The organism is Rhodococcus sp. IEGM 1409 (genome assembly GCF_030056735.1).
Taxonomy (GTDB): domain Bacteria; phylum Actinomycetota; class Actinomycetes; order Mycobacteriales; family Mycobacteriaceae; genus Rhodococcus_F.
Window position 1 is genome coordinate 590,912 of record NZ_JASHKN010000002.1, and the last position, 26,166, is coordinate 617,077.

Genomic DNA, 26,166 nt, shown 5'->3' on the forward strand with positions numbered 1-26,166 from the left:
ATTGTGAAGCGACGCGAGTTCTCGGCAGGTGTTTGGTAGCGTCGCAGGTCATAAGAGTGAACAATCGGCAAAGTTCGATCGTGTGTCAAGACACTCGATTACATGCGATATCCGGGGGATTCGTGGACCGCCAAGATGTGAAGCACCCGCCGCACAGTGGTCAACCAGCCTGGCTGTCCGAAGCGCCGCAACCGGCTCCCGTGCCGATGCCGACGCCGGAGCCTGTGGCACGACCGCAAGAGGTCTGGACCGCGCCACCGCCGCCGTCGAGCCAGCAGGAGGTGACAAACCAGGATCTGGTTGCCGAAGCTTTACTGAAACGCCCTAAACGGACGCCGCGTGGCGGCTGGCGTAGAGGATTGCATCGTGCGACCGGAGGCGTGGTCAATCTGGGGGATTCGACCAATGAACAGCGCAACCGTGCACTGGCCGCCCGAATCGAGCAGCCGATTCGCAACGACTACCGAATCGCTTTGCTCTCGCTCAAAGGTGGCGTGGGCAAGACGACGGTCACGGTCGGACTCGGTGCGACGTTTGCTTCGCTACGTGGCGACTGCGTCGTGGCGGTTGACGCGAATCCCGACTTCGGAACCTTGGCGCAACGTGTTCCATTGCAGACAAATTCGACAGTGCGCGATCTGATCGCGGCGAGGCCGGACATAAAAAGCTATTCGGACGTGCGTGTGCACACATCTCAGTCGCCGAGTCGTCTCGAGGTCCTGGCCAGTGAGCAGGATCCGGCGATTTCGGAGGCGTTCAGCGAGGAAGACTATCGCCAGGTCATCGACATCTTGCAGGTCTACTACAACATCATCCTCACCGATTGCGGTACCGGGATCATGCACTCGGCGATGAACGGCGTTCTCGATCTTGCCAATTCGCTGGTTCTCGTCAGTTCTCCGGCAATCGACGGAGCGCGAAGCGCAGCGGCAACACTCGATTGGCTTCAGTTGCATGGATACGGTCATCTGGTCGAACGGACCGTCGTCGTGATCAGCGCCGCCCGACCAGGGTCGAGCGTGATCGACATGGACGCGTTAACGGACTATTTCATGCGTCGATGCCGCGCCGTCGAGGTCATTCCTTTCGACGAGCATCTCGCGGAGGGATCGGTGATGGATCTCGAGTTGATGCGACCGGCCACCAGACGAGCATTCATGGAATTGGCAGCGATGGTTGCCGACGACTTCGCGGACGCCGCGGGTCGGCACGCCGTTTCCGAGTGGCACTGACTCAACCCCCTGTCAGTCTCAACCCCCTGTCAGTCTCAACCGCCTGTCAGGGGCTTGAGCCTGAGCGGTTGCGACCGAACAAGCCCGAGGGGATCGAGATACTCGCGCCCTCTGCGCAGACCCCAGTGCAAACATGCGGGGACGACGCACCCGTCGTGCCCGGGTTCGAGGGTACCGATCACCGCCCCGGCTGCGACGCGTTCACCTGCTCGAACGTCGGCCATGACGGGTTCGTAGGTCGTCCGTAGCCCGCCGTCGTGATCAATCGACACCGTCGGCTTTCCCGCGACGACTCCCGCGAACGCCACGATGCCGTCGCCGGCCGCGAGGACGGATTGGCCGGCACTGCCGCCCAGATCGACGAGGCGATGACCAGGCAGCCAATTCTGGGCCGGTTTGTCGAAAGCGCGTTCCACGTGCGGTCGGGGAGTGAGCGGCCAGTCGAAACGCGCTTCTGCCGACGCCGTGCTTACGGCGACACAGCAGAAGATCACGGCGACGACCACTCCTCGTCGGGCTCCGCTCAACATCGTCATTGCTTGATCTTCCGTGGAGTCGCGCGCGCTTCAATGCAGATCAGACGGGTAATCCACAGGATGGCCGCCGATCCACAACCGCCGGTTCGGTCTGTTGCTTCCAGGGTGGTTATGGCATCGGGCGACAAGGACGTACACTTGTCGAGCGGTCTGTGCTCGCACAGTCCGACTTCGCGCGCCCGCGCACGTTTTCCGGCCTCGGCTGGTCCTGGTTCTCACGAAACAGGTCCGACGGCCGTGCGGGTGCCAGGGCAGGGATCACCCGATCGCCTGCATCAACCGGATTGAAAGTTTGAGGTACACAGCCATGGCTGTCGTAACCATGAAGCAGATGCTCGATAGTGGAACTCACTTCGGACATCAGACCCGTCGCTGGAACCCGAAGATGAAGCGATTCATCTTGACCGACCGCAACGGCATCTACATCATCGACCTCCAGCAGACGCTGACGTACATCGACAAGGCGTACGAGTTCGTCAAGGAGACCGTTGCCCACGGCGGCACCGTTCTCTTCGTCGGCACCAAGAAGCAGGCGCAGGAGTCCATCGCTTCCGAAGCGACTCGCGTCGGAATGCCCTACGTCAACCAGCGTTGGCTCGGCGGCATGCTCACCAACTTCACCACCGTTCACAAGCGTCTGCTTCGCCTCAAGGAGCTCGAGGCAATGGAGCAGACCGGTGGATTCGAAGGTCGCACCAAGAAGGAAATCCTCATGCTCACGCGTGAGATGACCAAGCTGGATCGCACCCTCGGTGGTATCCGCGACATGGCCAAGGTTCCTTCCGCGGTGTGGATCGTCGACACCAACAAGGAGCACCTGGCAGTTGCCGAGGCTCGCAAGCTGAACATCCCGGTCATCGCGATCCTGGACACCAACTGCGACCCCGACCTCGTCGACTACCCGATCCCGGGCAACGACGACGCCATCCGTTCCGCAGCACTGCTGACCAAGGTTGTCGCGTCCGCGGTTGCCGAGGGTGTGCAGGCACGTGCAGGACTGAGCGCCGACAAGGACGCGAAGCCCGAAGCCGGCGCAGGCGAGCCCCTCGCCGAGTGGGAGCAGGAACTGCTCTCGCAGGCAGCTCCGGCCGCTGAGGCTGAGGCAGCTCCGGCCGCTGAGGCTGAGGCAGCCCCCGCCGCAGAGGCACCGGCCACCGAGGCCTGATTCGTTGAAACCGGCCCTGACCAAGAGTTCTTTTGGTCAGGGCCGTTTCACCGTTAGGCCCGAGCACCACCGTCAGGCCGTGCTTCACCGTTAGTCCTAGGTCCGAAACAGACACATGAGGAGGCTCGCTAATCATGGCGAACTACACCGCCGCTGACGTCAAGCGGCTCCGTGAGCTCACCGGCTCCGGAATGATGGCATGTAAGAACGCACTCGCAGATGCAGACGGCGATTTCGACAAGGCCGTCGAGCAGCTGCGCATCAAGGGCGCGAAGGATGTCGGAAAGCGCGCAGAGCGCACCACCGCTGAGGGTCTCGTCGTCGCCAAGGGCGGCGTCATGATCGAGATCAACTGCGAGACCGACTTCGTCGCCAAGAACGACGAGTTCATCAAGCTGGCCGACTCCATCGTGACCGTCGCTGCCGCTGGCAAGCCCGCCGACCTCGACGCTCTCAAGGCGCTCGAACTCGACGGCAAGACCATCGACACCGTCATCCAGGAGCAGTCCGCGAAGATCGGCGAGAAGCTCGAGCTGAGCCGCGTCGCTTCCTTCGACGGCCCCGTTGCCGTATACCTGCACAAGCGCAGTGCCGACCTGCCGCCGGCCGTTGGCGTGCTCGTCGAGTACACCGGTGAAGGCGATGGCGCAGCCGAGGCTGCTCGCGCAGCTGCAATGCAGGTCGCTGCACTCAAGGCCAAGTACGTCACGCGTGACGAGGTCCCCGCGGAGATCGTCGCTTCCGAGCGCCACATCGCCGAAGAGACCGCTCGCGCGGAGGGCAAGCCCGAGCAGGCTCTGCCGAAGATCATCGAAGGCCGCGTCAACGGCTACTTCAAGGACGTCGTGCTGACCGAGCAGTCTTCGGTTCAGGACTCCAAGAAGACCGTCAAGGCGATCCTCGACGAGGCCGGCGTGACCATCAAGCGCTTCGTGCGTTTCGAGGTCGGCGCCTCCGCTTAATCGGAGCCCGTACACATGGACCCCGCCAGAAGAGCATTTGCTCTACCGGCGGGGTCTACGTGTACCTGGGGCCTCCGATGAGGCAGGATGGGAGTGCCTTGGGACTAGTCCCGAGGGCTTTCTGTGTCACCGTCTCCGATTCGGTGACAGAAGAAGAACGAAGGACCTACAGGGTCTTGTATCGAACTGAGGAGAACAATGTCCGAACCTGCCAACGAACGTCCAGGATTCAAGCGGGTCCTGCTCAAACTCGGCGGCGAAATGTTCGGAGGCGGCAAAGTCGGTCTCGATCCCGATGTGGTCACCAAGGTGGCTGAGCAGATCGCAGAGGTCGTTCGATCAGGCGTACAGGTTGCAGTGGTCATCGGCGGCGGAAACTTCTTCCGCGGAGCGGAACTGCAGCAGCGTGGCCTCGATCGCGCGCGCTCCGACTACATGGGCATGCTCGGCACCGTCATGAACTGCCTCGCTCTGCAGGATTTCCTGGAGAAGGCCGGCGTCGATTCTCGTGTGCAGACGGCCATCACCATGGGACAGGTCGCCGAGCCGTACCTTCCCCTTCGTGCACGTAGGCACCTCGAGAAGGGGCGCGTGGTCATCTTCGGTGCCGGGATGGGTATGCCGTACTTCTCCACCGACACCACTGCTGCGCAGCGCGCGCTGGAGATCGGTGCCGAGGTAGTGCTGATGGCCAAGGCTGTCGACGGCGTCTACTCGGCCGACCCGCGTATCGACCCGGACGCGACGATGTACGAACAGATCACGCACCGCGAGGTCATCGAGCGTGAACTCAAGGTCGCGGACGCAACGGCGTTCAGTCTGTGCATGGACAACTCGATGCCGATGATGGTGTTCAACCTCCTCACCGAAGGAAACATCGCTCGCGCGGTGTCCGGTGAGAAGATCGGCACCCTGATCAAGTCGTGAGTGACACCCGAAAAATGATGCAGAACAACATGGAGGAACAGCCGTGATCGATGAAGCGCTCTTCGAGGCCGAAGAGAAGATGGAAAAGGCTGTCACGGTAGCCAAGGACGATCTCGGCTCGGTTCGTACCGGACGCGCTAACCCCGGTATGTTCTCGCGCATCGTGATCGACTACTACGGTTCGATCACGCCGATCACGCAGCTCGCGAGCATCAACGTCCCCGAGGCCCGCATGGTCATTGTCAAGCCGTACGAGGCTTCGCAGCTCAACGCGATCGAGACGGCGATCCGCAACTCGGATCTCGGTGTTAACCCGTCCAACGACGGCAGCATCATCCGCATCTCGGTTCCGCAGCTCACGGAAGAGCGTCGTCGCGAACTGGTGAAGCAGGCCAAGTCCAAGGGCGAGGACTCGAAGGTCACGCTGCGCAACATTCGCCGCAAGGCGATGGACGAACTCGGCCGGATCCAGAAGGACGGCGAAGCCGGCGAGGACGAGGTCGGTCGCGCAGAGAAAGAACTCGACAAGACCACGGCGAAGTACGTGCACACGGTCGAGGAGCTCGTCAAGCACAAAGAAGCAGAGTTGATGGAGGTATAGCCTCCTCGTTTGCAGTGTTTGTCGTCGGGAGTAGATCAGGGAGTCTGGGTGCACGCACAAGAGGGAACCGCCGGTGGTCCCGTCACGGACGGGCCTACGGGCGGCGCTGAGGGCGCGCAACCGCCGAAGTCGAAGGCAGGCAGGAACCTACCTGCCGCCATCGGCGTCGGAGCCGGTCTCGGCGCCCTGGTCATCGGCACTTTGATCTTTCTGCCTCCGGGGTGGATTGCCGTAGTCGCAATCGCGATGTTCATCGCGACGTGGGAGGTCACCACACGGCTTCGTGAAGCCGACATCGAGGTGCCGCGAATTCCGCTGCTCGTCGGAGGGCAAGCCACGATCTGGCTCGGCTGGCCGTGGGGACCGGTCGGAGTGCTCAGCGGGTTCACCGCGACCGTCCTGGTGTGCATGGTATGGCGGTTGTTCGACCACGGGCTCAAGGCAACACCGAAGAATTTCTTGCGTGACACCTCCATCACGGTGTTCGTTTTGGCGTGGATCCCGCTGCTGGCGTCCTTCGGCGCTTTGATGGTGCTCGAAGACGACGGACCGGGTCGTGTTTTTGTCCTGATGATCGGAGTCGTGTGCTCCGACGTCGGCGGTTACGCCGCGGGAGTCCTGTTCGGAAAGCACCCGATGGTCCCGGCGGTGAGCCCGAAGAAGTCCTGGGAGGGTTTCGTCGGCTCCCTCATTTTCTGCGTCATCGGCAGTTTGCTTTCAGTGACCCTGATCCTCGACGCGAACTCGATGATCGGCGTCCTGCTCGGTGTCGTGCTCGTGGTCGTCGCGACGGTCGGTGACCTGATCGAATCGCAGATCAAGCGTGAACTCGGCATCAAAGACATGGGAACCCTGCTTCCCGGCCACGGCGGAATCATGGATCGCCTGGATTCGCTCCTGCCGTCGGCGTTTGTCACCTGGCTGATTCTGTACGCACTCGTCTGATTTCTCGTGCGTGATTTCTTCTCGGGCCGTTCCAAGCCCATCCCCAGTCCGAACATCTGGCACTGGCCGGACGTCTACGAGGTCGAGAACCGCGCACAGGACGTCGACGGTTCCATCTGGGCCGCGATGCGAGCCCAGGTCGACTGGTCTGGACTCGACGTCGTCGACGTCGGCTGCGGCGCGGGGTTTCACTTACCGGAGTTCGCTCGTACCGCGCGCCGTGTTGTCGGGGTGGAGCCGCACGCGCCGCTGGTGAAGGCCGCGCGAGAACGAACCCGCGATTCGGCGTCGATCGACGTAGTCCAGGGTTCGGCAGAATCCACGGGTCTGGTTGAGGCTTCCGTCGATCTCGTTCATGCCCGAACGGCGTACTTCTTCGGGAAAGGCTGCGGCCCGGGAATTCGTGAGGCCATGCGCATCCTGAGGCCCGGGGGAGCCCTGCTGATCGTGGACCTCGACGTGAGCGCCGGCCCGTACGGAGAGTGGATGAGGGCGGATCTGCCCAAATACGATCCAGCGGCAGTCGAAGCGTTCTTCGAGGCTCAAGGATTCTCGCTCACCCGTGTCGACGCCCGGTGGGAGTTCGAGAATCGAGACGACTTGCGGCGAGTACTGGGGATCGAGTTCACCGAGAAGACCGCCGAGCGTGCGTTCTCGCAAGTGACGGGACTGGCCTTTGCGGTGCGATACCGGATCCATGTTCGATTCAAACCACGATCACTCGAACTGGCGTGAAGGCCGGTTCAAAAGACGAACGTCAGGCGCTCCGACTTGAGCGCCTGACGTTTTCTGCACCGATTCAGTAGCAAAAAATTAGTGATCGGTGGGGATGTGGAACAGGGTAGCGAGCTTGTGAATCTTCTTTGCCTTGGCGAGTTTGGGCAGGTCACTGCCGTCGCGTACGCGTGAGCCGTCTTCACCGAGATCGTCGATGACGTTCTGAGCCCAAATCGCGTCGGCCACGGACGGACTCAGGCCCGCGTTGACGGGGGCAGTCTGCGCGGTGGTCATGCAGAGCTTGCCCGCCATGCCGAGTGACAACGTGATCGCACAGTCTCGGGCGAGCAGATCCAGATCGGGGCCGAGCGTTGGACCGTCGATCGGCGGAGCGATACGAGCCGCGCGGCTGGCGATGGTGAGCCGCGAACGCGGGTACGACATCGAGGTGGGCGAGTCGTCCATCCCGGTATCGCGACGAAAGTCTCCGCTGCCGAATGCAAGACGGAAGATTCCGTCGGTGCGTGCGATCTCGGGCGCAGCTTCGAGCCCCACCGCGGATTCGACGAGGGCAAGAATCTTGGTGCCCTCGGGGAGTCGCTCGGCAGTGGCGTCGGCCTGCTGGCCGCTCTCGGTCTTCGCGAGCATGACACCCTCGAGTCCGGGGAGGCCCGCGAGTGCGGCCAGATCCTCTTCCCAGAACGGTGTCGTGGCGTCGTTGATCCGAACCCAGGCGTGATTGTGTTCGCTCAGGAATGCGGCGACATCGCGGCGGGCGGCCGGTTTGTTGGGTGCGGTGACGGCATCCTCGAGGTCGAGAATGACGGCGTCGGCCGCACTCGCGAGGGCGGTGTCGAAGGTGTCCGGTTTGGACGCGGGGACGAGGAGCCAGGATCTTGCCTGCTGCGGGGCAATTCGCGAGGTCACAGGTCTCTCCATGTGAGTAGTCACATCAGGGCCTTTCCGGTGATTTCCACGACATCAATGATGCCTGCTGGCCCATCGATCGACCCAATTGCGTAACTAGATTTCAGTCACATCTGCCGCTTCGCTGCGCGCCGGATCTGAATGATGCGAACCCCGCCTGCCAACGCCATGATCAATGCGCCCGCGATCGCGGAAAGCAGGATCGTGATTCCGAGCGGAAAGTCGATTTGCCAGGCCAGGATCTCGACGGAGACGCTCTCGAGGTTCTGCAAGATGAACACCAGCAGCAAGACCAGCACGATTGCGCCGATGACCAGGCCGACCCACGTCGTCGCAGCCCTGGTTCGGTCGGTGACCGAGGTCCCGGTCGGCGTCGGTTCAGGCGTCGGGTTCGGTTCGGGATCGTGTTTTTCGACTGCCTTGTCCTCGCCCACCTTCGGAAGTTCCGGGTCGGGACCGAAACCGTCGGCAGGGCCGTACACGGGGGAGTTCGACGGATCCTCTGGTGTGGTTGACATGACATGATCATCACGCAACCTGCTCGAAGTTGCACGGGTAATCCGGCCACAATCGGGTGGCAGTGGGGTAGCGCCCCAAAACAATGGGACAATGGTGTAACTATGGCTGCCTCTCTTCCCCTCGTTTTCACTGCACCCAAGCGCGGAATGCCTCCACGGCACCTCGCCGATCTCGATTCCGCCGAGCGCAAAGAAGCGGTGAAAGAGCTCGGCCTTCCGGCTTTCCGGGCCGATCAGCTGGCGCGTCAGTACTACGCGCGGCTCGAAGCCGATCCGGAAAAGATGACCGACCTCCCCGCATCGGTGCGCGAAAAGGTGGGGGAGTCGCTCTTCCCGACTTTGTTGACGCCGATCAAGCATCTCGCGTGCGATTCGGGCGACACACGCAAAACCCTGTGGAAGGCACATGACGGAACGCTGCTCGAGAGCGTCCTGATGCGCTATCCCGATCGGGCGACACTCTGCATCTCGAGTCAGGCAGGCTGCGGAATGGCCTGCCCGTTCTGCGCGACGGGTCAGGGCGGCCTCGACCGCAACCTCTCGACTGCCGAGATCGTGGATCAGGTTCGCGAGGCAGCAGCAGCCATGCGCGACGGTGAAATAGCCGGCGGCCCCGGCCGCTTGTCGAATGTCGTGTTCATGGGCATGGGCGAGCCGTTGGCGAACTACAAGCGCGTGGTGGCGGCGGTTCGACGGATCACCTCGCCCGCACCGGACGGACTCGGCCTGTCTCAGAGATCGGTCACGGTCTCGACCGTCGGCCTCGCTCCCGCTATCCGCAAGCTCGCCGACGAAGGACTGAGCGTCACGCTGGCGGTATCGCTGCACACGCCGGACGACGAACTGCGCGACACCCTAGTTCCGGTCAACAATCGCTGGTCAGTGTCGGAGGTGCTCCAAGCCGCCCGGTACTACGCAGACAAGACCGGCCGCCGTGTGTCCATCGAGTACGCGATGATCAAGAACGTCAACGATCAGCCGTGGCGCGCGGACATGCTGGGCAAGAAGCTGAAGAAAGCACTCGGCGGGTTGGTGCACGTGAACCTGATTCCGCTCAACCCGACTCCCGGCAGTGAATGGGACGCGAGCCCGAAGGACGTCGAGCGTGAGTTCGTACGCCGCGTCATCGCCCAGGGCGTCTCGTGCACCGTGCGCGATACACGCGGTCAGGAAATCGCCGCAGCCTGTGGCCAGCTGGCAGCCGAGAACTGAAACGCTCTAGGTCTGAAACGCGTAAAGCGAAGGCCTCCACGAACTTTTGTTCGTGGAGGCCTTCGCTGTGCTACGTCTCTAGCGCGGGCGGCGACGGATGACGATGTCGCGGACCAGAACGAAGATCATCAATCCGGCGGTGCCGATGAGCCACAGATCCTCGACCTTGCCGTGATGGTTACCGATCATCATCAGAAGCAGGAATATTGCGAAGAACCATCCGAGGAAACGGAAAAACTTGAGTCCTTCACCACTCCACCCCCATGCGGCAGAGGGAACCTCGGCCTCATCGACGTGCGAGACCACGACGGGGGCGCTGGACTTGACGTCCAACTGGGTATCGGCCACGGTCGATCCTCCTGCTCATTCGGTTGCACTACTGCCCAATATGGTGACATACGACTGCCTGTCGTACGTAGTTGGGCGTCGATAAGGTTGTTCTCAGGTGTTATCAGGAACAATGGGCGAGTGCAGGAAACCACACGTACCCGCGTCCTCCTTCTCGGCAGTACCGGTTCGATCGGTACCCAAGCGCTGGAGGTCATCGCTGCTAACCCCGATCGTTTCGAAGTAGTCGGACTGGCAGCGGGCGGCAACAACGTCGAGTTGTTGGCCGAGCAGATTCGCGCAACCGGCGTCACCGACGTCGCGGTCGCCGATCCTGTCGCCGCCGCTGCTCTGGAATCGGTGACGGCTCGTTCGGGACCGAGCGCAGTGACGGAACTGGTTCGCGACAGCGGCGCCGATGTTGTCCTCAATGCGCTCGTCGGTTCGTTGGGACTCGAGCCGACACTGGCGGCTTTGAACTCGGGAGCGCGTCTGGCACTGGCGAACAAGGAATCCCTTGTCGCAGGCGGAGCGCTGGTGACCAAAGCCGCCGCACCCGGTCAGATCGTGCCGGTCGACTCCGAGCATTCGGCGTTGGCCCAATGTCTACGTGGTGGAACGGGCGACGAGGTGGCTCGGTTGGTTCTCACCGCTTCGGGTGGGCCGTTCCGTGGCTGGAGCGCCGTGGATCTCGAAAGTGTGAATCCGGCTCAGGCAAAAGCGCACCCCACCTGGTCGATGGGGCCCATGAACACCCTCAACTCGGCAACTCTGGTCAACAAGGGGCTCGAGCTGATCGAGACGAATCTGCTGTTCGGGATCGACTACGACCGCATCGACGTCACCGTGCATCCGCAGTCGATCGTGCATTCCATGGTGACCTTCTTCGACGGGTCGACGCTCGCACAGGCAAGCCCGCCGGATATGAAGCTCCCGATCGCTCTCGCTCTCGGCTGGCCGGATCGTATCGAAGGCGCTGCTTCGGCATGCGACTTCACCGCAGCCTCCACCTGGGAATTCGAGCCGCTCGATTCGTCGGTGTTCCCCGCCGTCGATCTGGCGCGAAGTGCGGGCAAATCCGGCGGCTGTTTCACTGCGATCTACAACGCGGCCAACGAAGTGGCGGCTCAGGCATTCCTCGACGGCGTCATTTCCTTCCCGGCGATTGTCCGCACGGTGGCTGCTGTTCTCGACGATGCAGGTCAATGGTCCGCGGAACCGGTTACCGTGGACGACGTTCTGGCCGCAGACGGCTGGGCACGCACACGAGCGCGTCAGCTCGTGAAGCAGGAGGGCTAGAACTTTCATGGTTTTTGCACTGGGCGTAGTGCTGTTTGCCCTCGGCATCGGCGTGTCCATCGCCCTGCACGAAGCCGGCCACATGTGGACGGCCAAGGCTTTGGGAATGAAGGTTCGCCGCTACTACATCGGCTTCGGACCGAAGATCTTCTCGTTCCGTCGAGGTGAGACCGAGTACGGACTCAAGGCGCTCCCACTGGGCGGATTCTGCGACATCGCAGGCATGACGGCCCTCGACGAGATGACGCCTGAAGAAGAGCCGCACGCGATGTACAAGAAGGCGGCGTGGAAGCGCGTCGTCGTCATGTCCGGCGGTATCGCGATGAACTTCATTCTCGGGTTCCTCCTGATCTACGCATTGCTCCTCGGCTGGGGCCGAACGAGTTCGGAGCCCGCACCGCCTGTTGTCAAGGGCGTGACTTGTGTGGCTCCGACGCAGCTCGGTCAGGATCAGGGGTGGAAACTTGCGGACTGCACCGGTACCGGTCCGGCGGAGGCAGCTGGAATAGCTGCCGGCGATCGGATCGTCGCGGTGGACGGTCAACCAACGGACACTTTCGCAAAGGTTTCCGCGGCGATCCGCGACAAGTCCGGGACAGTCACGCTCACAGTCGAGCGCGGCGACGAGACTGTTCAAATTCCGGTCGACGTATCGCCGGTTGAGCGCTACGTAGCCAAAGAGGACAGCACAACGCCGGAACTGGCAAAGGTAGGCGCCGTCGGCATCGAGGGTGTCAGCAATCTCATCGAGTACAACGCGCTCACGGCTGTTCCGGCAGCCTTCGACTACACCGGCCAGATCATGGTCGACTCGGTGAAGGCGTTGGCTGACATTCCGTCGAAGGTGGGGGCTCTGTGGGAGTCGGTCACGGGCGGCGAGCGGGCGCAGGACACACCGATCAGCGTGGTCGGCGCGAGCGTGATCGGCGGCGAGGCTGCTGATAGGGCGGAGTGGCCGATGTTCGTCGGATTGCTCGCGTCGATCAACTTCTTCCTCGGTGTTTTCAACATCCTGCCGCTGTTGCCGCTCGACGGCGGTCACATCGCGGTGGTCTTCTACGAGAAGATCCGCGATTGGTTCCGCGCCCGCCGCGGCTTGATCCCGGGCGGTCCCGTCGACTACACGAGACTCCTTCCGATTACTTACGTATTCATCGTGATCGGTGGCGCGTTCATGTTGCTGACACTCACGGCTGACATCGTCAATCCGATCAAGATCTTCTGACCGTGTGAGCAGGGCGACGGTTGCCGCGCGGTAGTGCGGTGATCGCCCGGCTAAACTTGCAGTGAAGCTATGAAAGAAGGCACAGACGTGACCATCCCTATCGGACTGGGAATGCCCTCGGCACCCGCAGCGATTCTTGCTCCTCGACGCAAGACTCGGCAGCTGCAGGTCGGCACGGTAGGTGTGGGCAGCGATTTCCCCATCTCGGTGCAGTCCATGTGCACCACGAAGACGCACGACGTCAACGCAACGCTCCAGCAGATCGCGGAACTGACCGCTTCCGGATGTGACATCGTCCGTGTCGCCTGCCCGCGTCAAGAAGATGCGGACGCGTTGTCGATCATTGCGAAGAAGAGCCAGATCCCGGTTATCGCCGACATCCACTTCCAGCCGCGCTACATCTTCGCGGCAATCGACGCGGGATGCGCTGCGGTGCGCGTCAATCCGGGCAACATCAAGGAATTCGACGGCCGTGTCAAAGAGGTAGCCAAGGCTGCCGGTGATGCAGGCATTCCGATCCGTATCGGCGTCAATGCAGGATCGCTCGATCCTCGTTTGATGGAGAAGTACGGTAAGGCGACGCCCGAAGCGTTGGTCGAGTCTGCGCTGTGGGAAGCCGGGTTGTTCGAAGAGCACGGCTTCGGCGACATCAAGATCTCCGTCAAGCACAACGATCCGGTGATCATGGTCGAGGCCTACCGCCAACTCGCCGCCAAGTGCGATTACCCATTGCACCTCGGTGTCACCGAGGCAGGTCCGGCGTTTCAGGGCACGATCAAGTCCGCGGTCGCGTTCGGTGCGCTGCTCGCGGAGGGTATCGGCGACACCATCCGTGTGTCGCTCTCGGCCCCGCCGGCCGAGGAAATCAAGGTCGGTAACCAGATTCTGCAGTCGCTGAACCTGCGTCCGCGCAAGCTCGAGATCGTCTCATGCCCCTCGTGTGGCCGTGCACAGGTTGACGTATACACACTTGCCGACGAGGTCTCCGCGGGTCTCGAAGGCATGGAGATTCCGCTTCGCGTGGCAGTCATGGGCTGCGTCGTGAACGGACCGGGTGAAGCGCGTGAAGCTGACCTCGGTGTGGCGTCCGGCAACGGCAAGGGCCAGATCTTCGTGAAGGGCAAGGTCATCAAGACGGTGCCCGAGGCGCAGATCGTCGAGACGTTGATCGAAGAGGCGATGAAAATTGCCGAAAGCATGGAGGGTGACGCTTCGGAGGGTGCGCCGGTCGTCACTGTGAGTTGAGTGATTGCCGGATGAAACTTCCCCGTCGGTGTCAGGTTCGTGGCAATCTGAGTGCATCATGATCGGGTAGTGATATTCGTGGACGCGCAGTCGAGTCGAGGGGGTTGACGGATGCTCAAACTCCTCGGAGCCAAGCAGGTCGGAAGTCGAGATCTCGATGACGTCCGAGCGGTACTCGACGCCGATCCGGTGGCGGCCTGCATGATTGCCGCGCGCGTCGAAGAATGCGGCGTCGACCCACGAATGATTCACGGCGAGCTGTGGAGTCGAGGCGGGCCGTTGTCCTCCCTGTGCTTTGCCGGGGCAAATCTGGTTCCGCTTCGAGGCGATCCGGATGACATTCGAGCATTCGCTGACCGTGCCTGTCGGATTCCACGCATGTGCTCGTCAGTGGTCGGTCGCGCCGAGTTGGCGTTGCCGCTCTGGGAAATGCTCGAACTGGATTGGGGAACTGCGCGGGAGGTTCGCCCCGAACAACCGTTGCTCGCGGTATCCGAGCCGCTGGCGTGCCCGTCGGATCCTCTGGTCCGGCAGGTCCGCTCAGACGAACTCGACATCTATCTGCCTGCCGCGATCGCGATGTTCATCGAAGAGGTGGGCGTCGATCCACGTGCCAACGACGGTGGGCGCGGCTACCGGCATCGTGTCGCAAGCCTGATCGCCGCCGGGCGAGCGTGGGCGCACATCGAGGACGGCCAGGTCGTTTTCAAGGCGGAGGTCGGTTCGATTTCCGCGCGCTGTGGCCAGATTCAGGGAGTGTGGGTCAATCCCGAGTTTCGCGGACAGGGCTTCGGGGTGACCGGTACGGCGGCTGTGGCGGAGTCGATCATGGCGACCGGTCGTATTGCCAGCCTGTACGTCAACAGCTTCAATACGATTGCGCGGTCGACCTATTCGCGGGTGGGGTTCCGGCAGGTCGCAACTTTCTCGACGGTACTGCTCGACTGACCGCATACGCTGGGTGCAATGGTCGCGCCTACCCTGACCGCGTCGGTTGCCGCCCTAGTATGGGGCTCGATGAACACTCGGCATTTCTCTCGTAGTCGCTCGGCCCAACTGTTGGCCTCCTGCACCGTCATTTTTTTGGCGGTGGGGATCAGTTCATGTACTCCGAAACCCGCCGGCCCCGAGCCCGTCGCGCAGCAGTTCCTGAGTGCGTTCGGCGACAGGGACATCGACGAGGCAGCAAAACTGACGGACCGACCTGATTCCGCAGGGCCCGTGTTGAGCGATACCTGGGATGCGCTTCAGGCCGAGTCGATGACTGCTGAGACCACGTCGGTGAAGATGAACGGTGACACCGCGACGGTCGGCTACACCTACGAGTGGCATCTGCCGAAAGACCGCGTCTGGACCTACGATGGCGAGCTGCAGATGGGGCGCAAGGACGGCGACTGGTCCGTCCGTTGGAGTTCGACGGACGTTCATCCTCGTCTCGGTGACAAGCAGACGATGTCGTTGCGGGCAACCGCTGCGCCGAGGGCGAGGGTCAACGAGCATTCGGGCACGGACGTCCTCGTGCCGGGAATCGTCTACCGCGTGAAGTTCGATCGCTCGAAGAGCAACGACATCATCGGCTCCGCGAACAGTCTCGCAAGCGTTCTCGGGCGGTTCGATTCTTCGCTGACGGGTCAGTCGATCGCGGAATCGTCGACGGCCGTCAAGGGCGACTACTTGGTGACCCGGTTGCGCAGCGACGATTACGACCAGGTTTCGGCGCAACTCGGAGCGATCTCGGGAGTATCGGTCTCGGACGAATCGGATCTCGTCTCGACCGACCCGGAGTTCGCACCTGACCTGCTCGGGCAGATCAAGAAGACGATCATCGACGAGGTCGATGGCAAGGCCGGCTGGAGTGTCGTCACGGTCAACCAGAACGGCGTCGATACCGACGTGTTGACCGAGACTGCGCCGCAACCGGTTCCGTCGTTCAGTATCAGTCTGGACCGCAACATCCAGATTTCTGCGCAGCGCGCGGTGAACGTGAACAAGGATCAGGCGATGATGGTGGTCATCGAACCATCGAGCGGGGCCATTCTGGCTGTTGCGCAGAACAAGGCAGCAGACCGTGACGGACCGGTTGCGACGATGGGTCAGTACCCGCCGGGCTCGACGTTCAAGATCATCACGGCAGGTGCGGCGATTTCGACGGGTCAGGCGACCCCCGACACGATGGTGCCATGCCCGGGTCGAATCGAGATCGGCGAGCGCAGCGTGCCCAACTACAACGAGTTCTCACTCGGCACGGTGCCGATGGCAACGGCCTTCGCCCGTTCGTGCAACACGTCCTTCGCGAAGCTGGCCAGCGAGATGCAAGCCGACACGTTGACCACTGCGGCAGCGCAGTTCGGCATCGGCCAGGACTACAACGTGGTCGGATTGCCGATCGATTCGGGTTCGGTGCCGCCGGCGTCGGATCTGGTGCAGCGCACCGAGGACGGATTCGGTCAGGGCAAGGTCGTGGTCAGTCCGTTCGGAATGGCGATGGCGGCGGCGACGGTCGCGAACGGTTCGACACCGGTGCCGCAACTGATTTCGGGACGTGAGACCACCATCGACGGTGAGCGTCCGGCAATCACGCCGGCCATGGTCGACGGTCTGCGCGGAATGATGCGACTCGTCGTCACCAGTGGTACCGCCGAACGCGTCGAGGATCAGGGTGAGGTGTACGGCAAGACCGGTGAAGCCGAGGTCGACGGGGGATCGCACGCGTGGTTCGTCGGCTACCGCGGAAACCTGGCCTTCGCCACTCTGGTTGTGCGGGGCGGAAGTTCGGATAACGCCGTAGCGGTGACGCGTGACATGCTCACCGCGCTGCCGGAAGGTTACTGACCCGTCAGGGGAGCAGTCCCAACCTGCGGGCGGTGACCACAGCTTCGTGGCGTGAGCTCGCGTCGAGCTTTCCCATCGCGCTCCGCAGGTAGCTTTTCACCGTTTCCGGGCGAAGGGAAAGTCGTTGGCCGGCTTCGATGTTGGTGCAGCCGAGTGCGACTTGAGAGAGGACGTCCACTTCGCGTGGGGTGAGCATGACGTCGGTTTCGGTGTCGGCAGTAGGCCGCAGCAGGTTGGCCAGACGCTGGGAGAGTCCGCGGAGTTTCGTCTGTAAGTCGGTATCGGTGACAGTCTGGGCGACACTGCGTAGTTCGGCGTGAACTCCGCGGATTTCTTCCGAAGACATACCGTCGGCGGTTGTTGCTGCGGCGGCCTGAAGTAGTTGCAGGCGACGGTCGACCTCGTCGCGGATGGCGAACTCCATCCCGAGGCGTCGGGATGCGCTGACCATGACGTCTGCCGTGCGGTCGCCCAACGGAGCGGAATCACGGATAGCGGCGTACAAAACGGCGCGCGATTTGCCGGAAACCATGACCGGAACGGCGATGATCGAATGCAGGCCCTCGCTGAGAACAGGTCGGTCGAAGTGATGAGTGATGGACTGCGAATTGCCGTAGTCGTTGACGGTGATCGGTGAACCTTGCGCAACGGCGCGCCCGCCCATGCCGGATCGCGGCGGGATTGCCAGACCTTTGAGGTTGTTGGTGCGGGTGCCGACGAATTCGCTCAGGTGCAGGGTTCCGTCCTGGACCTCGCCTCCGAACAGCACAGGAACAACGCCCTGAGCTGCGATCGTTCGGAGTTCACCTCGCATTGCGTCCCCGTCGCGGGGACGCAAAAGTGACGAAGCATGTCGATTCACGCAGGTACCCCTTTCTGGGGGTAGTGAAGTTCTCTTGTGAGCTAGATCATAGGGGGTGAACAGTATGTATGACGAGCCGCCAACGTAACCGGTCGGGCCAACCATACGACGATCGATAAGGAGCAAGTTGATGAGCACCGATCCCACCGCACGGGTGCGCGAGCTGCTGGACCAGTACGACACCCCGCATGCCAGCGCCGCAGAATTGCTCTGCGATCGGCATCCCGCGGATGGCGTTGCATTCACCGTCGTCGAGGCAGACCTTAGCTCGGTGGACCTCACTTACGGTCATCTACGTGAGCAGTCAACGCGTTTCGCGGCAGCTCTCGCGGACCTCGGAGTCGAGCCGGGAGACAACGTAGCGACTCTCATGGGCAAATCTGCGGATCTCGTGGTCGCTCTCCTCGGAATTTGGCGCCGCGGCGCGGTCCACGTGCCGTTGTTCACGGCATTCGCTTCGCCCGCTATCGCCTTCCGCCTGACAGCCAGCGGTGCGAAGGTCGTTATTTCCGACGCCAATCAGCTCGACAAGCTCGCGCCGGGTGAGGATATCCCCGCCGACGCGGCATGGCAGGTCATCGTCGCCGGCGGCGCGGCTGGTGACGAGCTGGACTTCGACGCCCTCCTCGCAGCTCAGGATGCAGAAGACCCGAAGGGCGCTGCTCAGGCCGTCGGCGGCAACGCACCGATGGTGCAGTTGTTCACCAGCGGCACCACGGGAACTCCCAAGGGCGTGCCGGTACCGGTGCGGGCGCTCGCGTCGTTCCACGCCTACCAGGAGTTCGGCCTCGACGTCCGTGAGGACGACGTGTTCTGGAACGCCGCGGACCCGGGCTGGGCGTACGGGTTGTACTACGCGTTGCTCGGTCCCCTTGCCGCGGGAACGCGAAGCGTTCTGCTGCACGCCGGATTCTCCGCGCCGCTGACGTGGCAGATCATCGAGAAGTTCGGTGTCACCAATTTTGCGGCCGCTCCGACCGTGTACCGCAGTCTGCGTGCCGACAAGGCGCCGGTTCCGGAAGGCATTTCGCTGCGTCGCGCGTCGTCGGCCGGTGAGCCCTTGACCCCGGATGTGGTTGCGTGGTCGAAGAACTCGTTGGGCGTCGAGGTCCGTGATCACTACGGCCAGACCGAGCACGGCATGTTCATCGTCAACGCGTGGGCGGACGGACTCCGCGAGGACGTGCGCCCCGGATCTATGGGTCGTCCGTTGCCGGGTTGGTCTGCTGCTGTGTTGGAAGACAATTCGGATGACATCGCACCGGCTCGCACTCAGGGCCGCGTGGCGATCGATACCCACAACAGCCCGTTGATGTGGTTCACCGGATACGTTGATGCCCCGGAGAAGACGAAGCAGCGATTCAGCGAAGACGGCCGCTGGTACATCACCGGTGATGCCGGAATGACGGACGAGGACGGATTCTTCTTCTTCTCTTCGCGTGATGACGACGTCATCATCATGGCGGGCTACCGCATCGGACCCTTCGACGTCGAGAGTGTGCTGGTCATGCACGAGCACGTCATCGAGGCCGCAGTTGTGGGCATGCCCGACGAGTTGCGCGGTGAGGTCCTCGAGGCGTTTGTCGTTCTACGCGAAGGCGTCGACGGCGACGGCGAACTCGAGAAGGAACTGCAGACGTTGGTGAAGAAGAAGTTTGCAGCGCATGCATACCCGCGCACGGTGCATTTTGTTCCGAACCTGCCCAAGACCCCGAGTGGCAAGGTTCAGCGGTACATCTTGCGGAAGGGATAAAGGTCAGCGCCGACGGATTCTGCCGACCACCATGAGGGCGACCAGGGTGACTGCAAGCAGCAGCGTCGTATTTGCTGCGGCAAGAAATACCTGGCCGCGGTCGGTGAGTCCGAAGATGCTGACCGGCAGGGTCTTCCATGTCGCCGGATAGACCATGACGGTCGCGCCCAGTTCACCCATCGAGAGCGCGACGGAAAGTCCGGCGGCCGCACCCAATGCTGGGAGTAGCAGCGGAAGCGTCACTCGCGTCAGTACCCGTACGGGGCCTGCCCCGAGCGATTCCGCAGCCTGGCGGTACGCGGGATCGAGCCGTTCCAGTGCCGCAGATACCGCGCTGAATGCAAAGGCGAGCACCAGAACGGTGTGAGCGAGAATCACGATCCACTTGGTACCGCCGAGCAGCAGTGGACGCTCGTTGAAGGTGATCAGCAGACCCAAGCCGATGGCAACTGAGGGAACTGTAATCGGCAGGTGGAACAGGGCGTCGGTGATGCGCCGCAGCCACATCGGTGCCTCACGAGAGGCCAGTGCGGCCCACGTTCCGACGATCAGTGCCAGTACTCCTGAGATGAACGCAGTCTGTAAGCTGACGGTCAGACCGGCGAAGTTCTCGTCGGACAGGGCAGTCGAGAAGTTCTTTCCGCCGAGATTCGCGGGAAGTGGCCCCGTCCACGATCCGGCCAGCGCAGCTGCGACGACGGTGGCGATGGGTGCGACAAAAACGACCGCGACGACGAGGGCGAAGAATCCGAGTACGAGAGCCCTAGAGCTTCGTGTCCACAGCAGCACGGCTGCCTCCCATCAATCTGTTGAAGGTGAATCGGTAGAGGCAGTACAAGCCGAGTGAGAGTGCGACCTGGACGGTCGCGATCACTGCCGCGCCCGGCAAGTCGAAGGTGACGATGCCGCGGGTGTAGATGAGGACCGGCAGAGTTACGACATCTTTTGCCCCGGTGAAGAGCACGATGCCGAATTCGTTCAGCGTCATCAGAAGGACGAGCGATCCACCGGCCAGGAGCGCTGGCCACGCTTCCGGCATCACCACCTGTCGCAGAACGCGGACGGGTGACGCTCCGAGGCTGGCCGCGACGTCGAGTTGTTCACGGGGAATCTGGGTGAACGCGGCCAATAGCGGACGTACGACAAAAGGTGTGAAGAAGGTGATTTCGGCCGCGATGACACCGAACGGTGTGTTGAGGAAATTCAGCGGGCCGCTCGCGTCGCCGGTGATGCGGACGATCAAGGCGTTGACGGCGCCGGCCGTGCCGTACAGGAACGTGAACGCCAACGTGATCAGGAACGACGGCAGGGCGAGCACCGTGTCGATCAATCGCCCCACCGCCTTGGATCCGGCGAAGGGAACGAAGGCAAGCACCAAGGCGAGGAAGGTTCCGAGGACCAGGCAACCCAGGGTCGACGCCACGGCGATGTGGATGGTCCGCCAGAGTGCGGTTCGGAACAGTTCCGAACCGAGCACCGAAGACCACGTGGACAACCCGGTGCCGCTGCCGGTGCTCAGGGATTCCGTGAGGACACGCGCGGTGGGATAGACAGCAAACACGAGGACAAGAAGCAATGGTGGTAGCGCCCACCCGATCCGGCGCCACGGGATCGGGTCTTTGTGTTGGGGCGCAGCGGTTTCGGGGCGTTCCAAGGTTGTCGTCATGGGTGGCGATCCGCCGGAACCAGGACACTGCCGTCCGTGGGCAAGACGACGCCAACCTCGGTGTCGACCGACCGCTCGTCGTGGCCTGCAACATCCGCGTCGACGCGGACGTCGTCGAGGCCACGGACAGCCAGCGTCAGACGCGTCGTCGAACCACGCCAGACGCTCGAGACGATGCGTGCCGGGAGCGATCCTCGCGCGCCGACGCCGGTCACCACTACCGCGTGCGGGCGAACACACAGGTAGGCGTCCATGTCGGACTCCCACTCGATGCGCCCGATCTCGGGTTGAGGGGCATGAGCAGTGAACGGAGCGCCGCCGATCGAGACCAGTGCGGAAGTGCCGATCACGCGAGTGACCGTGCAGGGCAACAGGTTGGCGCCGCCGAGGAAGGCCGCGGTGAAGCTGGATGGAGGACGCTTCCACAAGGCCTCCGCGGTGTCGATGTCTGCGAGTCTGGCATTGCGCATCACTGCGATTCGGTCCGCGAGCGCCAGGGCTTCACTCTGATCGTGCGTCACGTAGAGCATGGCGGTGTCAGGTAGCGCTGCCCGCAGTCTTGCCAGTTCGCCGAGCATGCTCTCGCGTAATTGAGCATCCAGGGCGGCCAGCGGCTCGTCGAGGAGGAGTACTCCGGGACGAATTGCCAAGGCGCGAGCGATGGCGATCCGCTGCTGTTGGCCGCCGGAAAGCTCACGCGGCAGCCGCTTTCCGTACGCCGACATCCCGACCATGTCGAGGGCTTCGGCCACGCGAGGGCCGATCTCCCACCGCGGCACACGGTGGGCTCGGAGTCCGAAGGCCACGTTCTCGGAGACCCTCATGTGCGGGAAGAGCGCGTACGACTGAACGACGACGCCGATTCCGCGTTGTGCGGGAGGAAGATTAGTGATATTTCGGGTGCCGAGCTTGACCGAACCGGACGTGGGGCGGACAAATCCCGCGAGGGCCTTCAGAGCGGTCGATTTGCCGGAACCACTGGGCCCCAGCAGTGCCACAGTTTCACCCGGCGCCACTCGTAGATTGAAATCGACGAGGGCATGGGTTGCGGTCTTCCCGCGGCCGTAGGCGACGTTGACGCGATCGAAGGTGATGGCCGGAGCGGAATGTTCGATCGCTCCATGGACACCGACGGTCTCGGGGAGCGTCCGCCCCAGTCTGGTTCTTGCCATGATCAGCTCCCGGTGGCTTTCTGGTAGGCGGCGATGTCTGCGTCGAGCGAGCTGAGAACGTCGTTCCAGTTCGGGGTCCACACGTTGACGCCCTGCAGAACTCCTGAAGGCGTGTTCTTGTCGGTGGATTCACCGGTAGCGCTTCGGACGTCCTCGCGGACCGATACGCCGAGTGCATCGGTGGCGACGGTCTTCTGGGATTCTTCGGAGAGCAGGAACTTCATGAGCTTCTTGGCCTGTTCGCTGCTCGGTGCGCTCTTGGCGAGCCCCATCACGTAGGGCAGTGCGATGGTGGTGCGAGTGCCGTCGGCTCCGGCGGGGAAGAAGATGTCGAACTTCGATCCGTCGTCGGCGATGGAGACGAGGTTCATCTGGACGTCACCGTTGGCGACCAGCAGCTCTCCGTTGCTGACCTTGGGCTGGAGCTTTCCGGTCGAGGACGAGGGTCCGACGTTGTTTGCCTGGAGCTTTCCGAGGTAGTCGAGTGCGCCTTCCTTACCCATCAGGTGCTGGAGCAGCAAGAGCACCGCGGTGCCGTCGCCGGCCTGGCCGGGCGTGGAGTACTGCAACTTGCCCTTGAACTGATCTGTGAGCAGGTCGTCCCAAGATTGTGGGGCGGGTGATGCAGTCGGATTGGCAATGAACGAGAGGTAGTTCTCGACGACGGGTACGTACTTACCGGCGTCGTCCTTCTCGTCGGCCGGAACGGCGGAGGTGTCGATTCCGCTGGGCTCGAGCAGACCTTGCGCGTCGGCCTTCTGGATGAATGGCGGCAGGGTGATGATGACGTCGGCCTGTGGGTTGGACTGCTCCTTGTCGACGCGGGAGACGACCTCGCCGGAACCGGCTTCCACCAGGTTGACAGCAATGCCGGTCTGCGCGGTGAAGGCGTCGAATCTGCCCTTGTACCAACCGGACAGGCCGTCGGCGCTGTAGACGGTGACGGTTTCGGTGTCTGATCCGGCGGCTGTGCCGGTTCCACCGCAGGCTGTGGTGAACGACAGGACGGACACGGCGAGAGCGGCCGCAGCGATGCTCGGGCGTAGACGCATGACGATTCCTTCTTCGGAGGTGAGATCAGGGGTGGGTGAGGAGTTCGGTGAACTCCGTCACGGACGGGACGATGTGGGTGGCACCGGCTTCGCGCAGTTGTTGCTCGTCGTGAGCGCCGGTCAGAGTTCCGGCAACGATGGATGCGCCGGAGCGAATGCCGCTGAGCACGTCGTTGGACGTGTCGCCGAGTACGGCGATCTGGTGGACGTCGTCGATCGAAAGTTTGAGCAGCGCAGTCAGAATCAAGTCAGGGAACGGGCGACCCCGACCGGCTTCGGCGGGGGAGAGGGTGAGATCGGCGAGGGTTTCCCAGCCGAGCGTGACGAGGAGTTTGTCCTGCGTCGATCTGCTGAACCCGGTGGTCAAGGCAACTTTGATGCCGGCCTCGCGGAGTGTGGTTATCGCCTTCTCCGCGCCGGGGATCGGCTCGGCGAGCCCCTCGTCAATGAGGGAGTCGTACGTGGTTTCGAAGGCGGCGTTCGCGGCCTGGGCGCGGTCTTCGTCACCGAAGATCGCCCGGAACACGACGATCTTCGACTGGCCCATCGTGTCGAGGACGTACTGGCGAGCGGCATCGGCTTCCGGGCCTTCGGCGGGCAGCCCGCCGGCTTCAGCGGCGGCAGCGAAGGCGCGAAGAACCAGTCCGTCGTCGGCGACGGTGGTGCCGGCCATGTCGAGAACGGCAAGGGTGATGGGAGACATGAGAAGTCTTTCTTGTCAGAAGGATTCAGAGACCGAGCTGGTCGGCAGTTTGTTCTGCCAGTGCCGGGCCGAGCGTCATACCGCGGCCACCGGGGCCGGCAACCACCCAGACGTTGTCGGCGGCTTGTGCGCGGTGAACAAGTTGTGAAGGGTCGAGGCACTGGCTGTAGACGCCCGCCCATCGTTTGACGATGGGCGGAAGAGCGCGTCCCAGAAGTGTTTCCACGACTCCGAACAGATGGCGATAGGGCGCCTCGTCGACGTCGAAGTCGAAGGGCTCCTCGTATTCGTGGGTGTCACCGATGGTCAGGCCGCCGTGCAAGCGCTGCACGCACAGGAGCTGCATGCGGTGTTCCTCGGCAGTCGGTTCCTGCGGCTGCACTGTGCGAAGGTGATCAAGGGCAGATCCGGCGAAACCTGGGTAGTAGCGGAAGCTGTCGCCGTCTGCGATTGCGGTGGTGAGTTTTTCACCGAGCGGCGCCGTCTGCATCATCTGAAGGCGCACACGGCGCAGGGGGAGATCTCCGGCAAGATCACGGGCCAATCCGCCGAGTGTTGCTCCGGGGCAGACGATCACCAGATCGGCTTCGAAGTTGCGGCCGTGGTCGTCGCGGATGTGTACGCCGGCGCTGGTCGTCGTGATCTCGCGTGCTTCTGTTGCGGGGTGGAAGGTGTAGCGGCCGGTGGCGTCGAGATATGACCGGATGGCGGGGAGCGCTTGCCGTGACTCGACTGCGGCGTCCAGGGTGCAGTGCAGTCCGCCGAGGAATTTGCCTCGGAGCGCGGGGTTGACGGCGCGAACGGCGTCGGGATCGAGGAGCGCGAACCCTCTGGTGTCGGCGTCAGGGCGGCCGAAAACTTCCTGCGCGACTGCGACCTCCTCCTGGGTGCGCATGAGGGTGATGGAGCCCGCCGGACGGTATCCGACGCCGGGGACACGGGCGGCAAGGTCTGCCCACAGCTCGCGCGAGCGCAACGCGGCTTCGAGCTCGTTGGGAGCTCGCCCGGATACCCAGACGAGTCCGAAGTTCCGTACCGTGGCACCGCGGGCTTCCGGCTCGCGTTCGAGATGAATAACCTCATGTCCCCGGCGGATTGCCTCGTCGGCGTGCGCTGTTCCGAGGATTCCTCCGCCCACAATCAAAATTCGCATGTAGAGATAGTGACGTTTGGTCTAGACCAAAAAGGGGAATCGAGACGAACTCCAGGTTAACAATTGGTATAGACCGAATTCTTGTACGCTTGCGCCATGAATCAGCAGACGTCCACCGGGCCGGGGACCTCGAGCGTCGTGATCGAGCCGGAGCTGAAGTACTACCGCGTCCGCACCGAGATCGAGACCATTCTCAATGGACTCGACGAGGGTGATTCCGTCCCGTCGGAGCGGGAACTGGCGGCGCGGTTCACCGTCGCTCGTGAGACGGTCCGTCAAGCGCTTCGCGATCTGCTTGTCGAAGGGCGGATCGAGCGGCGTGGGCGGGGAACCGTCGTCGCGAGTCCGAAATTGGTGCAGCCCCTCTCGATTCGTTCCTACACCGAGGGCGCGCTGAGCGCTGGGCGAGTGCCCAGTCGTGAAGTCGTGACCTTCGAACGAATGTCGGCCGACGACGGTCTCGCCACTGAGTTGGGTATCGAGGTCGGCGACACCGTCGTTCATCTCGAGCGTGTCCTCTTCGCCGACGGCGAGAAGATCGGACTCGAATCAACGTACTTGCCGGACAGCAGGTTCGGTGAGATGCTCGACGCCTTCGATGCGACGACGTCGCTGTACGCGGCCATCCGCTCCATCGGCGTGGTCTTTGCCTCCGCTACCGAACGAATCGAGACGGTGCTCGCCTCACCGCGTGAGGCGACGCTCGTCGAGTCCACCACCTCGATGCCGATGCTTCTGCTGCACAGGACATCCGTCGACCCGGAGGGTGTGCCTATCGAGCGGGTGCGCTCGCTCTACCGCGGTGACCGTATTGCTTTCTTGACGACACTGCGGGAGTGATCGCGGCAAATGCGGTTCTGCTTCATTTGGGACGCGACGAGTTCGAGGTGGTCGCGAGAAAATCGCGAGGTGTAGTGAGTGCAGAGGGACTATTCGCGTTCACGGTCAAGAAGGGCGACGGAACCAGTTGGAGCAATGCGAAACTGGGGTTGCCGCGCCACTTCACATATTGGCAGGACAGCCAGCTTCGTCAGGTGCTCGGAAGTGCCGGGTGGGAGATCTTGTCGATCGAAACCGTGGTCGGTTCCACTGCCGATTGGTTGCAAGTAATAGCGCGGGCGAACTGACAAGCGGA

The 26,166-nt window shown here is 62.7% G+C and carries 27 protein-coding genes; 16 read left to right on the forward strand and 11 right to left on the reverse strand.

Going from position 1 to position 26,166, the window contains the following annotated elements:
• Positions 1–122: 122 nt before the first annotated feature.
• Positions 123–1,232, forward strand: coding sequence for a MinD/ParA family ATP-binding protein (locus tag QM716_RS08740; RefSeq protein ID WP_283303767.1), 1,110 nt, complete (start codon positions 123–125; stop codon positions 1,230–1,232).
• Positions 1,233–1,267: 35 nt separating this feature from the next.
• Here the strand turns inward: QM716_RS08740 and QM716_RS08745 are convergent, their stop codons facing one another.
• Positions 1,268–1,768 carry a M23 family metallopeptidase gene (locus tag QM716_RS08745; RefSeq protein ID WP_283303768.1) on the reverse strand — a complete coding sequence of 167 codons (501 nt, stop codon included), beginning with the start codon at positions 1,766–1,768 and terminating at the stop codon, positions 1,268–1,270.
• A 307-nt stretch (positions 1,769–2,075) separates the two neighbouring features.
• Between QM716_RS08745 and rpsB the strand changes: the two genes are divergently transcribed.
• The 6 genes from rpsB to QM716_RS08775 all read left to right on the forward strand — a co-directional run bounded on the left by rpsB (position 2,076) and on the right by QM716_RS08775 (position 7,103).
• Positions 2,076–2,933, forward strand: coding sequence for a 30S ribosomal protein S2 (rpsB, locus tag QM716_RS08750; protein WP_003942709.1), 858 nt, complete (start codon positions 2,076–2,078; stop codon positions 2,931–2,933).
• A gap of 134 nt (positions 2,934–3,067) precedes the next feature.
• Positions 3,068–3,895 (forward strand): translation elongation factor Ts, encoded by an 828-nt coding sequence (gene tsf, locus QM716_RS08755; protein WP_283303769.1) that lies wholly within the window; start codon positions 3,068–3,070, stop codon positions 3,893–3,895.
• Positions 3,896–4,093: 198 nt separating this feature from the next.
• A complete protein-coding gene (gene pyrH, locus QM716_RS08760) occupies positions 4,094–4,822 on the forward strand; it encodes a UMP kinase (RefSeq protein ID WP_019747988.1) in 729 nt (242 codons plus the stop codon).
• A gap of 43 nt (positions 4,823–4,865) precedes the next feature.
• Positions 4,866–5,423 carry a ribosome recycling factor gene (frr, locus tag QM716_RS08765; protein WP_003942777.1) on the forward strand — a complete coding sequence of 186 codons (558 nt, stop codon included), beginning with the start codon at positions 4,866–4,868 and terminating at the stop codon, positions 5,421–5,423.
• A 48-nt stretch (positions 5,424–5,471) separates the two neighbouring features.
• On the forward strand, positions 5,472–6,368 hold the full coding sequence (locus QM716_RS08770; RefSeq protein WP_283303770.1) for a phosphatidate cytidylyltransferase: 897 nt from the start codon (positions 5,472–5,474) through the stop codon (positions 6,366–6,368).
• A gap of 6 nt (positions 6,369–6,374) precedes the next feature.
• The gene (locus tag QM716_RS08775) at positions 6,375–7,103 is read left to right on the forward strand and encodes a class I SAM-dependent methyltransferase (protein ID WP_283303771.1); all 729 of its coding nucleotides are present in this window, start codon (positions 6,375–6,377) and stop codon (positions 7,101–7,103) included.
• A gap of 78 nt (positions 7,104–7,181) precedes the next feature.
• Here QM716_RS08775 and QM716_RS08780 read toward each other — a convergent pair whose 3' ends face one another.
• The gene (locus QM716_RS08780) at positions 7,182–8,024 is read right to left on the reverse strand and encodes an HpcH/HpaI aldolase/citrate lyase family protein (RefSeq protein WP_283303772.1); all 843 of its coding nucleotides are present in this window, start codon (positions 8,022–8,024) and stop codon (positions 7,182–7,184) included.
• 95 nt (positions 8,025–8,119) lie between these two features.
• The gene (locus tag QM716_RS08785; protein WP_283303773.1) at positions 8,120–8,530 is read right to left on the reverse strand and encodes a LapA family protein; all 411 of its coding nucleotides are present in this window, start codon (positions 8,528–8,530) and stop codon (positions 8,120–8,122) included.
• Positions 8,531–8,632: 102 nt separating this feature from the next.
• Here QM716_RS08785 and rlmN point away from each other — a divergent pair, with 102 nt between their 5' ends.
• Positions 8,633–9,742 (forward strand): dual-specificity RNA methyltransferase RlmN, encoded by a 1,110-nt coding sequence (gene rlmN, locus QM716_RS08790; protein WP_230812959.1) that lies wholly within the window; start codon positions 8,633–8,635, stop codon positions 9,740–9,742.
• A gap of 78 nt (positions 9,743–9,820) precedes the next feature.
• On the opposite strand, the gene QM716_RS08795 is transcribed toward rlmN, so the two are convergent.
• Entirely contained in the window at positions 9,821–10,090 is a 270-nt protein-coding gene (locus QM716_RS08795; protein ID WP_019747993.1) for a DUF2631 domain-containing protein, read from the reverse strand.
• Between the two features lie 120 nt (positions 10,091–10,210).
• Here QM716_RS08795 and dxr point away from each other — a divergent pair, with 120 nt between their 5' ends.
• The 5 genes from dxr (at position 10,211) to QM716_RS08820 (ending at position 16,670) form a co-directional block, all read left to right on the forward strand.
• A complete protein-coding gene (dxr, locus tag QM716_RS08800; protein WP_283303774.1) occupies positions 10,211–11,368 on the forward strand; it encodes a 1-deoxy-D-xylulose-5-phosphate reductoisomerase in 1,158 nt (385 codons plus the stop codon).
• Positions 11,369–11,375: 7 nt separating this feature from the next.
• A complete protein-coding gene (locus QM716_RS08805; protein WP_283303775.1) occupies positions 11,376–12,593 on the forward strand; it encodes a M50 family metallopeptidase in 1,218 nt (405 codons plus the stop codon).
• A gap of 87 nt (positions 12,594–12,680) precedes the next feature.
• Positions 12,681–13,838: a flavodoxin-dependent (E)-4-hydroxy-3-methylbut-2-enyl-diphosphate synthase gene (gene ispG / locus QM716_RS08810; RefSeq protein WP_007734888.1), complete on the forward strand. Its 1,158-nt coding sequence runs from the start codon at positions 12,681–12,683 to the stop codon at positions 13,836–13,838.
• A gap of 111 nt (positions 13,839–13,949) precedes the next feature.
• Entirely contained in the window at positions 13,950–14,786 is an 837-nt protein-coding gene (locus QM716_RS08815) for a GNAT family N-acetyltransferase (RefSeq protein ID WP_283303776.1), read from the forward strand.
• 69 nt (positions 14,787–14,855) lie between these two features.
• Positions 14,856–16,670, forward strand: a complete 1,815-nt coding sequence (locus QM716_RS08820) for a penicillin-binding transpeptidase domain-containing protein (protein WP_283303989.1) — start codon at positions 14,856–14,858, stop codon at positions 16,668–16,670.
• Positions 16,671–16,674: 4 nt separating this feature from the next.
• On the opposite strand, the gene QM716_RS08825 is transcribed toward QM716_RS08820, so the two are convergent.
• Positions 16,675–17,484: a LuxR C-terminal-related transcriptional regulator gene (locus tag QM716_RS08825; RefSeq protein WP_283303990.1), complete on the reverse strand. Its 810-nt coding sequence runs from the start codon at positions 17,482–17,484 to the stop codon at positions 16,675–16,677.
• Positions 17,485–17,662: 178 nt separating this feature from the next.
• Here QM716_RS08825 and QM716_RS08830 point away from each other — a divergent pair, with 178 nt between their 5' ends.
• Positions 17,663–19,285 carry an AMP-binding protein gene (locus tag QM716_RS08830; RefSeq protein ID WP_283303777.1) on the forward strand — a complete coding sequence of 541 codons (1,623 nt, stop codon included), beginning with the start codon at positions 17,663–17,665 and terminating at the stop codon, positions 19,283–19,285.
• Between the two features lie 3 nt (positions 19,286–19,288).
• Here QM716_RS08830 and QM716_RS08835 read toward each other — a convergent pair whose 3' ends face one another.
• From QM716_RS08835 to QM716_RS08860, 6 genes are read right to left on the reverse strand one after another with little or no spacing between them, the layout of a single operon-like run.
• Positions 19,289–20,074, reverse strand: a complete 786-nt coding sequence (locus QM716_RS08835) for an ABC transporter permease (protein WP_283303778.1) — start codon at positions 20,072–20,074, stop codon at positions 19,289–19,291.
• The gene (locus tag QM716_RS08840; RefSeq protein WP_283303779.1) at positions 20,049–20,951 is read right to left on the reverse strand and encodes a 2-aminoethylphosphonate ABC transporter permease subunit; all 903 of its coding nucleotides are present in this window, start codon (positions 20,949–20,951) and stop codon (positions 20,049–20,051) included. Before QM716_RS08840 ends, QM716_RS08835 begins: the two co-directional genes overlap by 26 nt.
• Positions 20,948–22,123 (reverse strand): ABC transporter ATP-binding protein, encoded by a 1,176-nt coding sequence (locus tag QM716_RS08845; RefSeq protein WP_283303780.1) that lies wholly within the window; start codon positions 22,121–22,123, stop codon positions 20,948–20,950. The genes QM716_RS08840 and QM716_RS08845 overlap by 4 nt, the downstream gene beginning before the upstream one ends.
• Before the next feature lie 2 nt (positions 22,124–22,125).
• Complete coding sequence (locus tag QM716_RS08850) at positions 22,126–23,175, reverse strand: 2-aminoethylphosphonate ABC transporter substrate-binding protein (protein ID WP_283303781.1); 1,050 nt, start codon at positions 23,173–23,175, stop codon at positions 22,126–22,128.
• A 25-nt stretch (positions 23,176–23,200) separates the two neighbouring features.
• Entirely contained in the window at positions 23,201–23,878 is a 678-nt protein-coding gene (locus QM716_RS08855; protein ID WP_283303782.1) for a phosphonatase-like hydrolase, read from the reverse strand.
• Between the two features lie 25 nt (positions 23,879–23,903).
• Positions 23,904–25,031: a TIGR03364 family FAD-dependent oxidoreductase gene (locus QM716_RS08860; RefSeq protein ID WP_283303783.1), complete on the reverse strand. Its 1,128-nt coding sequence runs from the start codon at positions 25,029–25,031 to the stop codon at positions 23,904–23,906.
• A 96-nt stretch (positions 25,032–25,127) separates the two neighbouring features.
• On the opposite strand from QM716_RS08860, the gene QM716_RS08865 reads away from it, so the two are divergent.
• Positions 25,128–25,871: a GntR family transcriptional regulator gene (locus QM716_RS08865; RefSeq protein WP_283303784.1), complete on the forward strand. Its 744-nt coding sequence runs from the start codon at positions 25,128–25,130 to the stop codon at positions 25,869–25,871.
• Positions 25,868–26,158 carry a class I SAM-dependent methyltransferase gene (locus QM716_RS08870; protein ID WP_283303785.1) on the forward strand — a complete coding sequence of 97 codons (291 nt, stop codon included), beginning with the start codon at positions 25,868–25,870 and terminating at the stop codon, positions 26,156–26,158. The genes QM716_RS08865 and QM716_RS08870 overlap by 4 nt, the downstream gene beginning before the upstream one ends.
• The last annotated feature ends 8 nt before the right edge of the window (positions 26,159–26,166 follow it).

Bases quoted from the DNA above. Each gene is read 5' to 3' on its own strand.
- QM716_RS08745 (WP_283303768.1), bottom strand. From the start codon at position 1,768: ATGACGATGTTGAGCGGAGCCCGACGAGGAGTGGTCGTCGCCGTGATC.
- rpsB (WP_003942709.1), top strand. From the start codon at position 2,076: ATGGCTGTCGTAACCATGAAGCAGATGCTCGATAGTGGAACTCACTTC.
- tsf (WP_283303769.1), top strand. From the start codon at position 3,068: ATGGCGAACTACACCGCCGCTGACGTCAAGCGGCTCCGTGAGCTCACC.
- pyrH (WP_019747988.1), top strand. From the start codon at position 4,094: ATGTCCGAACCTGCCAACGAACGTCCAGGATTCAAGCGGGTCCTGCTC.
- QM716_RS08780 (WP_283303772.1), bottom strand. From the start codon at position 8,024: ATGGAGAGACCTGTGACCTCGCGAATTGCCCCGCAGCAGGCAAGATCC.
- QM716_RS08785 (WP_283303773.1), bottom strand. From the start codon at position 8,530: ATGTCAACCACACCAGAGGATCCGTCGAACTCCCCCGTGTACGGCCCT.
- rlmN (WP_230812959.1), top strand. From the start codon at position 8,633: ATGGCTGCCTCTCTTCCCCTCGTTTTCACTGCACCCAAGCGCGGAATG.
- QM716_RS08805 (WP_283303775.1), top strand. From the start codon at position 11,376: ATGGTTTTTGCACTGGGCGTAGTGCTGTTTGCCCTCGGCATCGGCGTG.
- QM716_RS08815 (WP_283303776.1), top strand. From the start codon at position 13,950: ATGCTCAAACTCCTCGGAGCCAAGCAGGTCGGAAGTCGAGATCTCGAT.
- QM716_RS08820 (WP_283303989.1), top strand. From the start codon at position 14,856: ATGAACACTCGGCATTTCTCTCGTAGTCGCTCGGCCCAACTGTTGGCC.
- QM716_RS08825 (WP_283303990.1), bottom strand. From the start codon at position 17,484: ATGCGAGGTGAACTCCGAACGATCGCAGCTCAGGGCGTTGTTCCTGTG.
- QM716_RS08830 (WP_283303777.1), top strand. From the start codon at position 17,663: ATGAGCACCGATCCCACCGCACGGGTGCGCGAGCTGCTGGACCAGTAC.
- QM716_RS08840 (WP_283303779.1), bottom strand. From the start codon at position 20,951: ATGACGACAACCTTGGAACGCCCCGAAACCGCTGCGCCCCAACACAAA.
- QM716_RS08845 (WP_283303780.1), bottom strand. From the start codon at position 22,123: ATGGCAAGAACCAGACTGGGGCGGACGCTCCCCGAGACCGTCGGTGTC.
- QM716_RS08850 (WP_283303781.1), bottom strand. From the start codon at position 23,175: ATGCGTCTACGCCCGAGCATCGCTGCGGCCGCTCTCGCCGTGTCCGTC.
- QM716_RS08855 (WP_283303782.1), bottom strand. From the start codon at position 23,878: ATGTCTCCCATCACCCTTGCCGTTCTCGACATGGCCGGCACCACCGTC.
- QM716_RS08860 (WP_283303783.1), bottom strand. From the start codon at position 25,031: ATGCGAATTTTGATTGTGGGCGGAGGAATCCTCGGAACAGCGCACGCC.
- QM716_RS08865 (WP_283303784.1), top strand. From the start codon at position 25,128: ATGAATCAGCAGACGTCCACCGGGCCGGGGACCTCGAGCGTCGTGATC.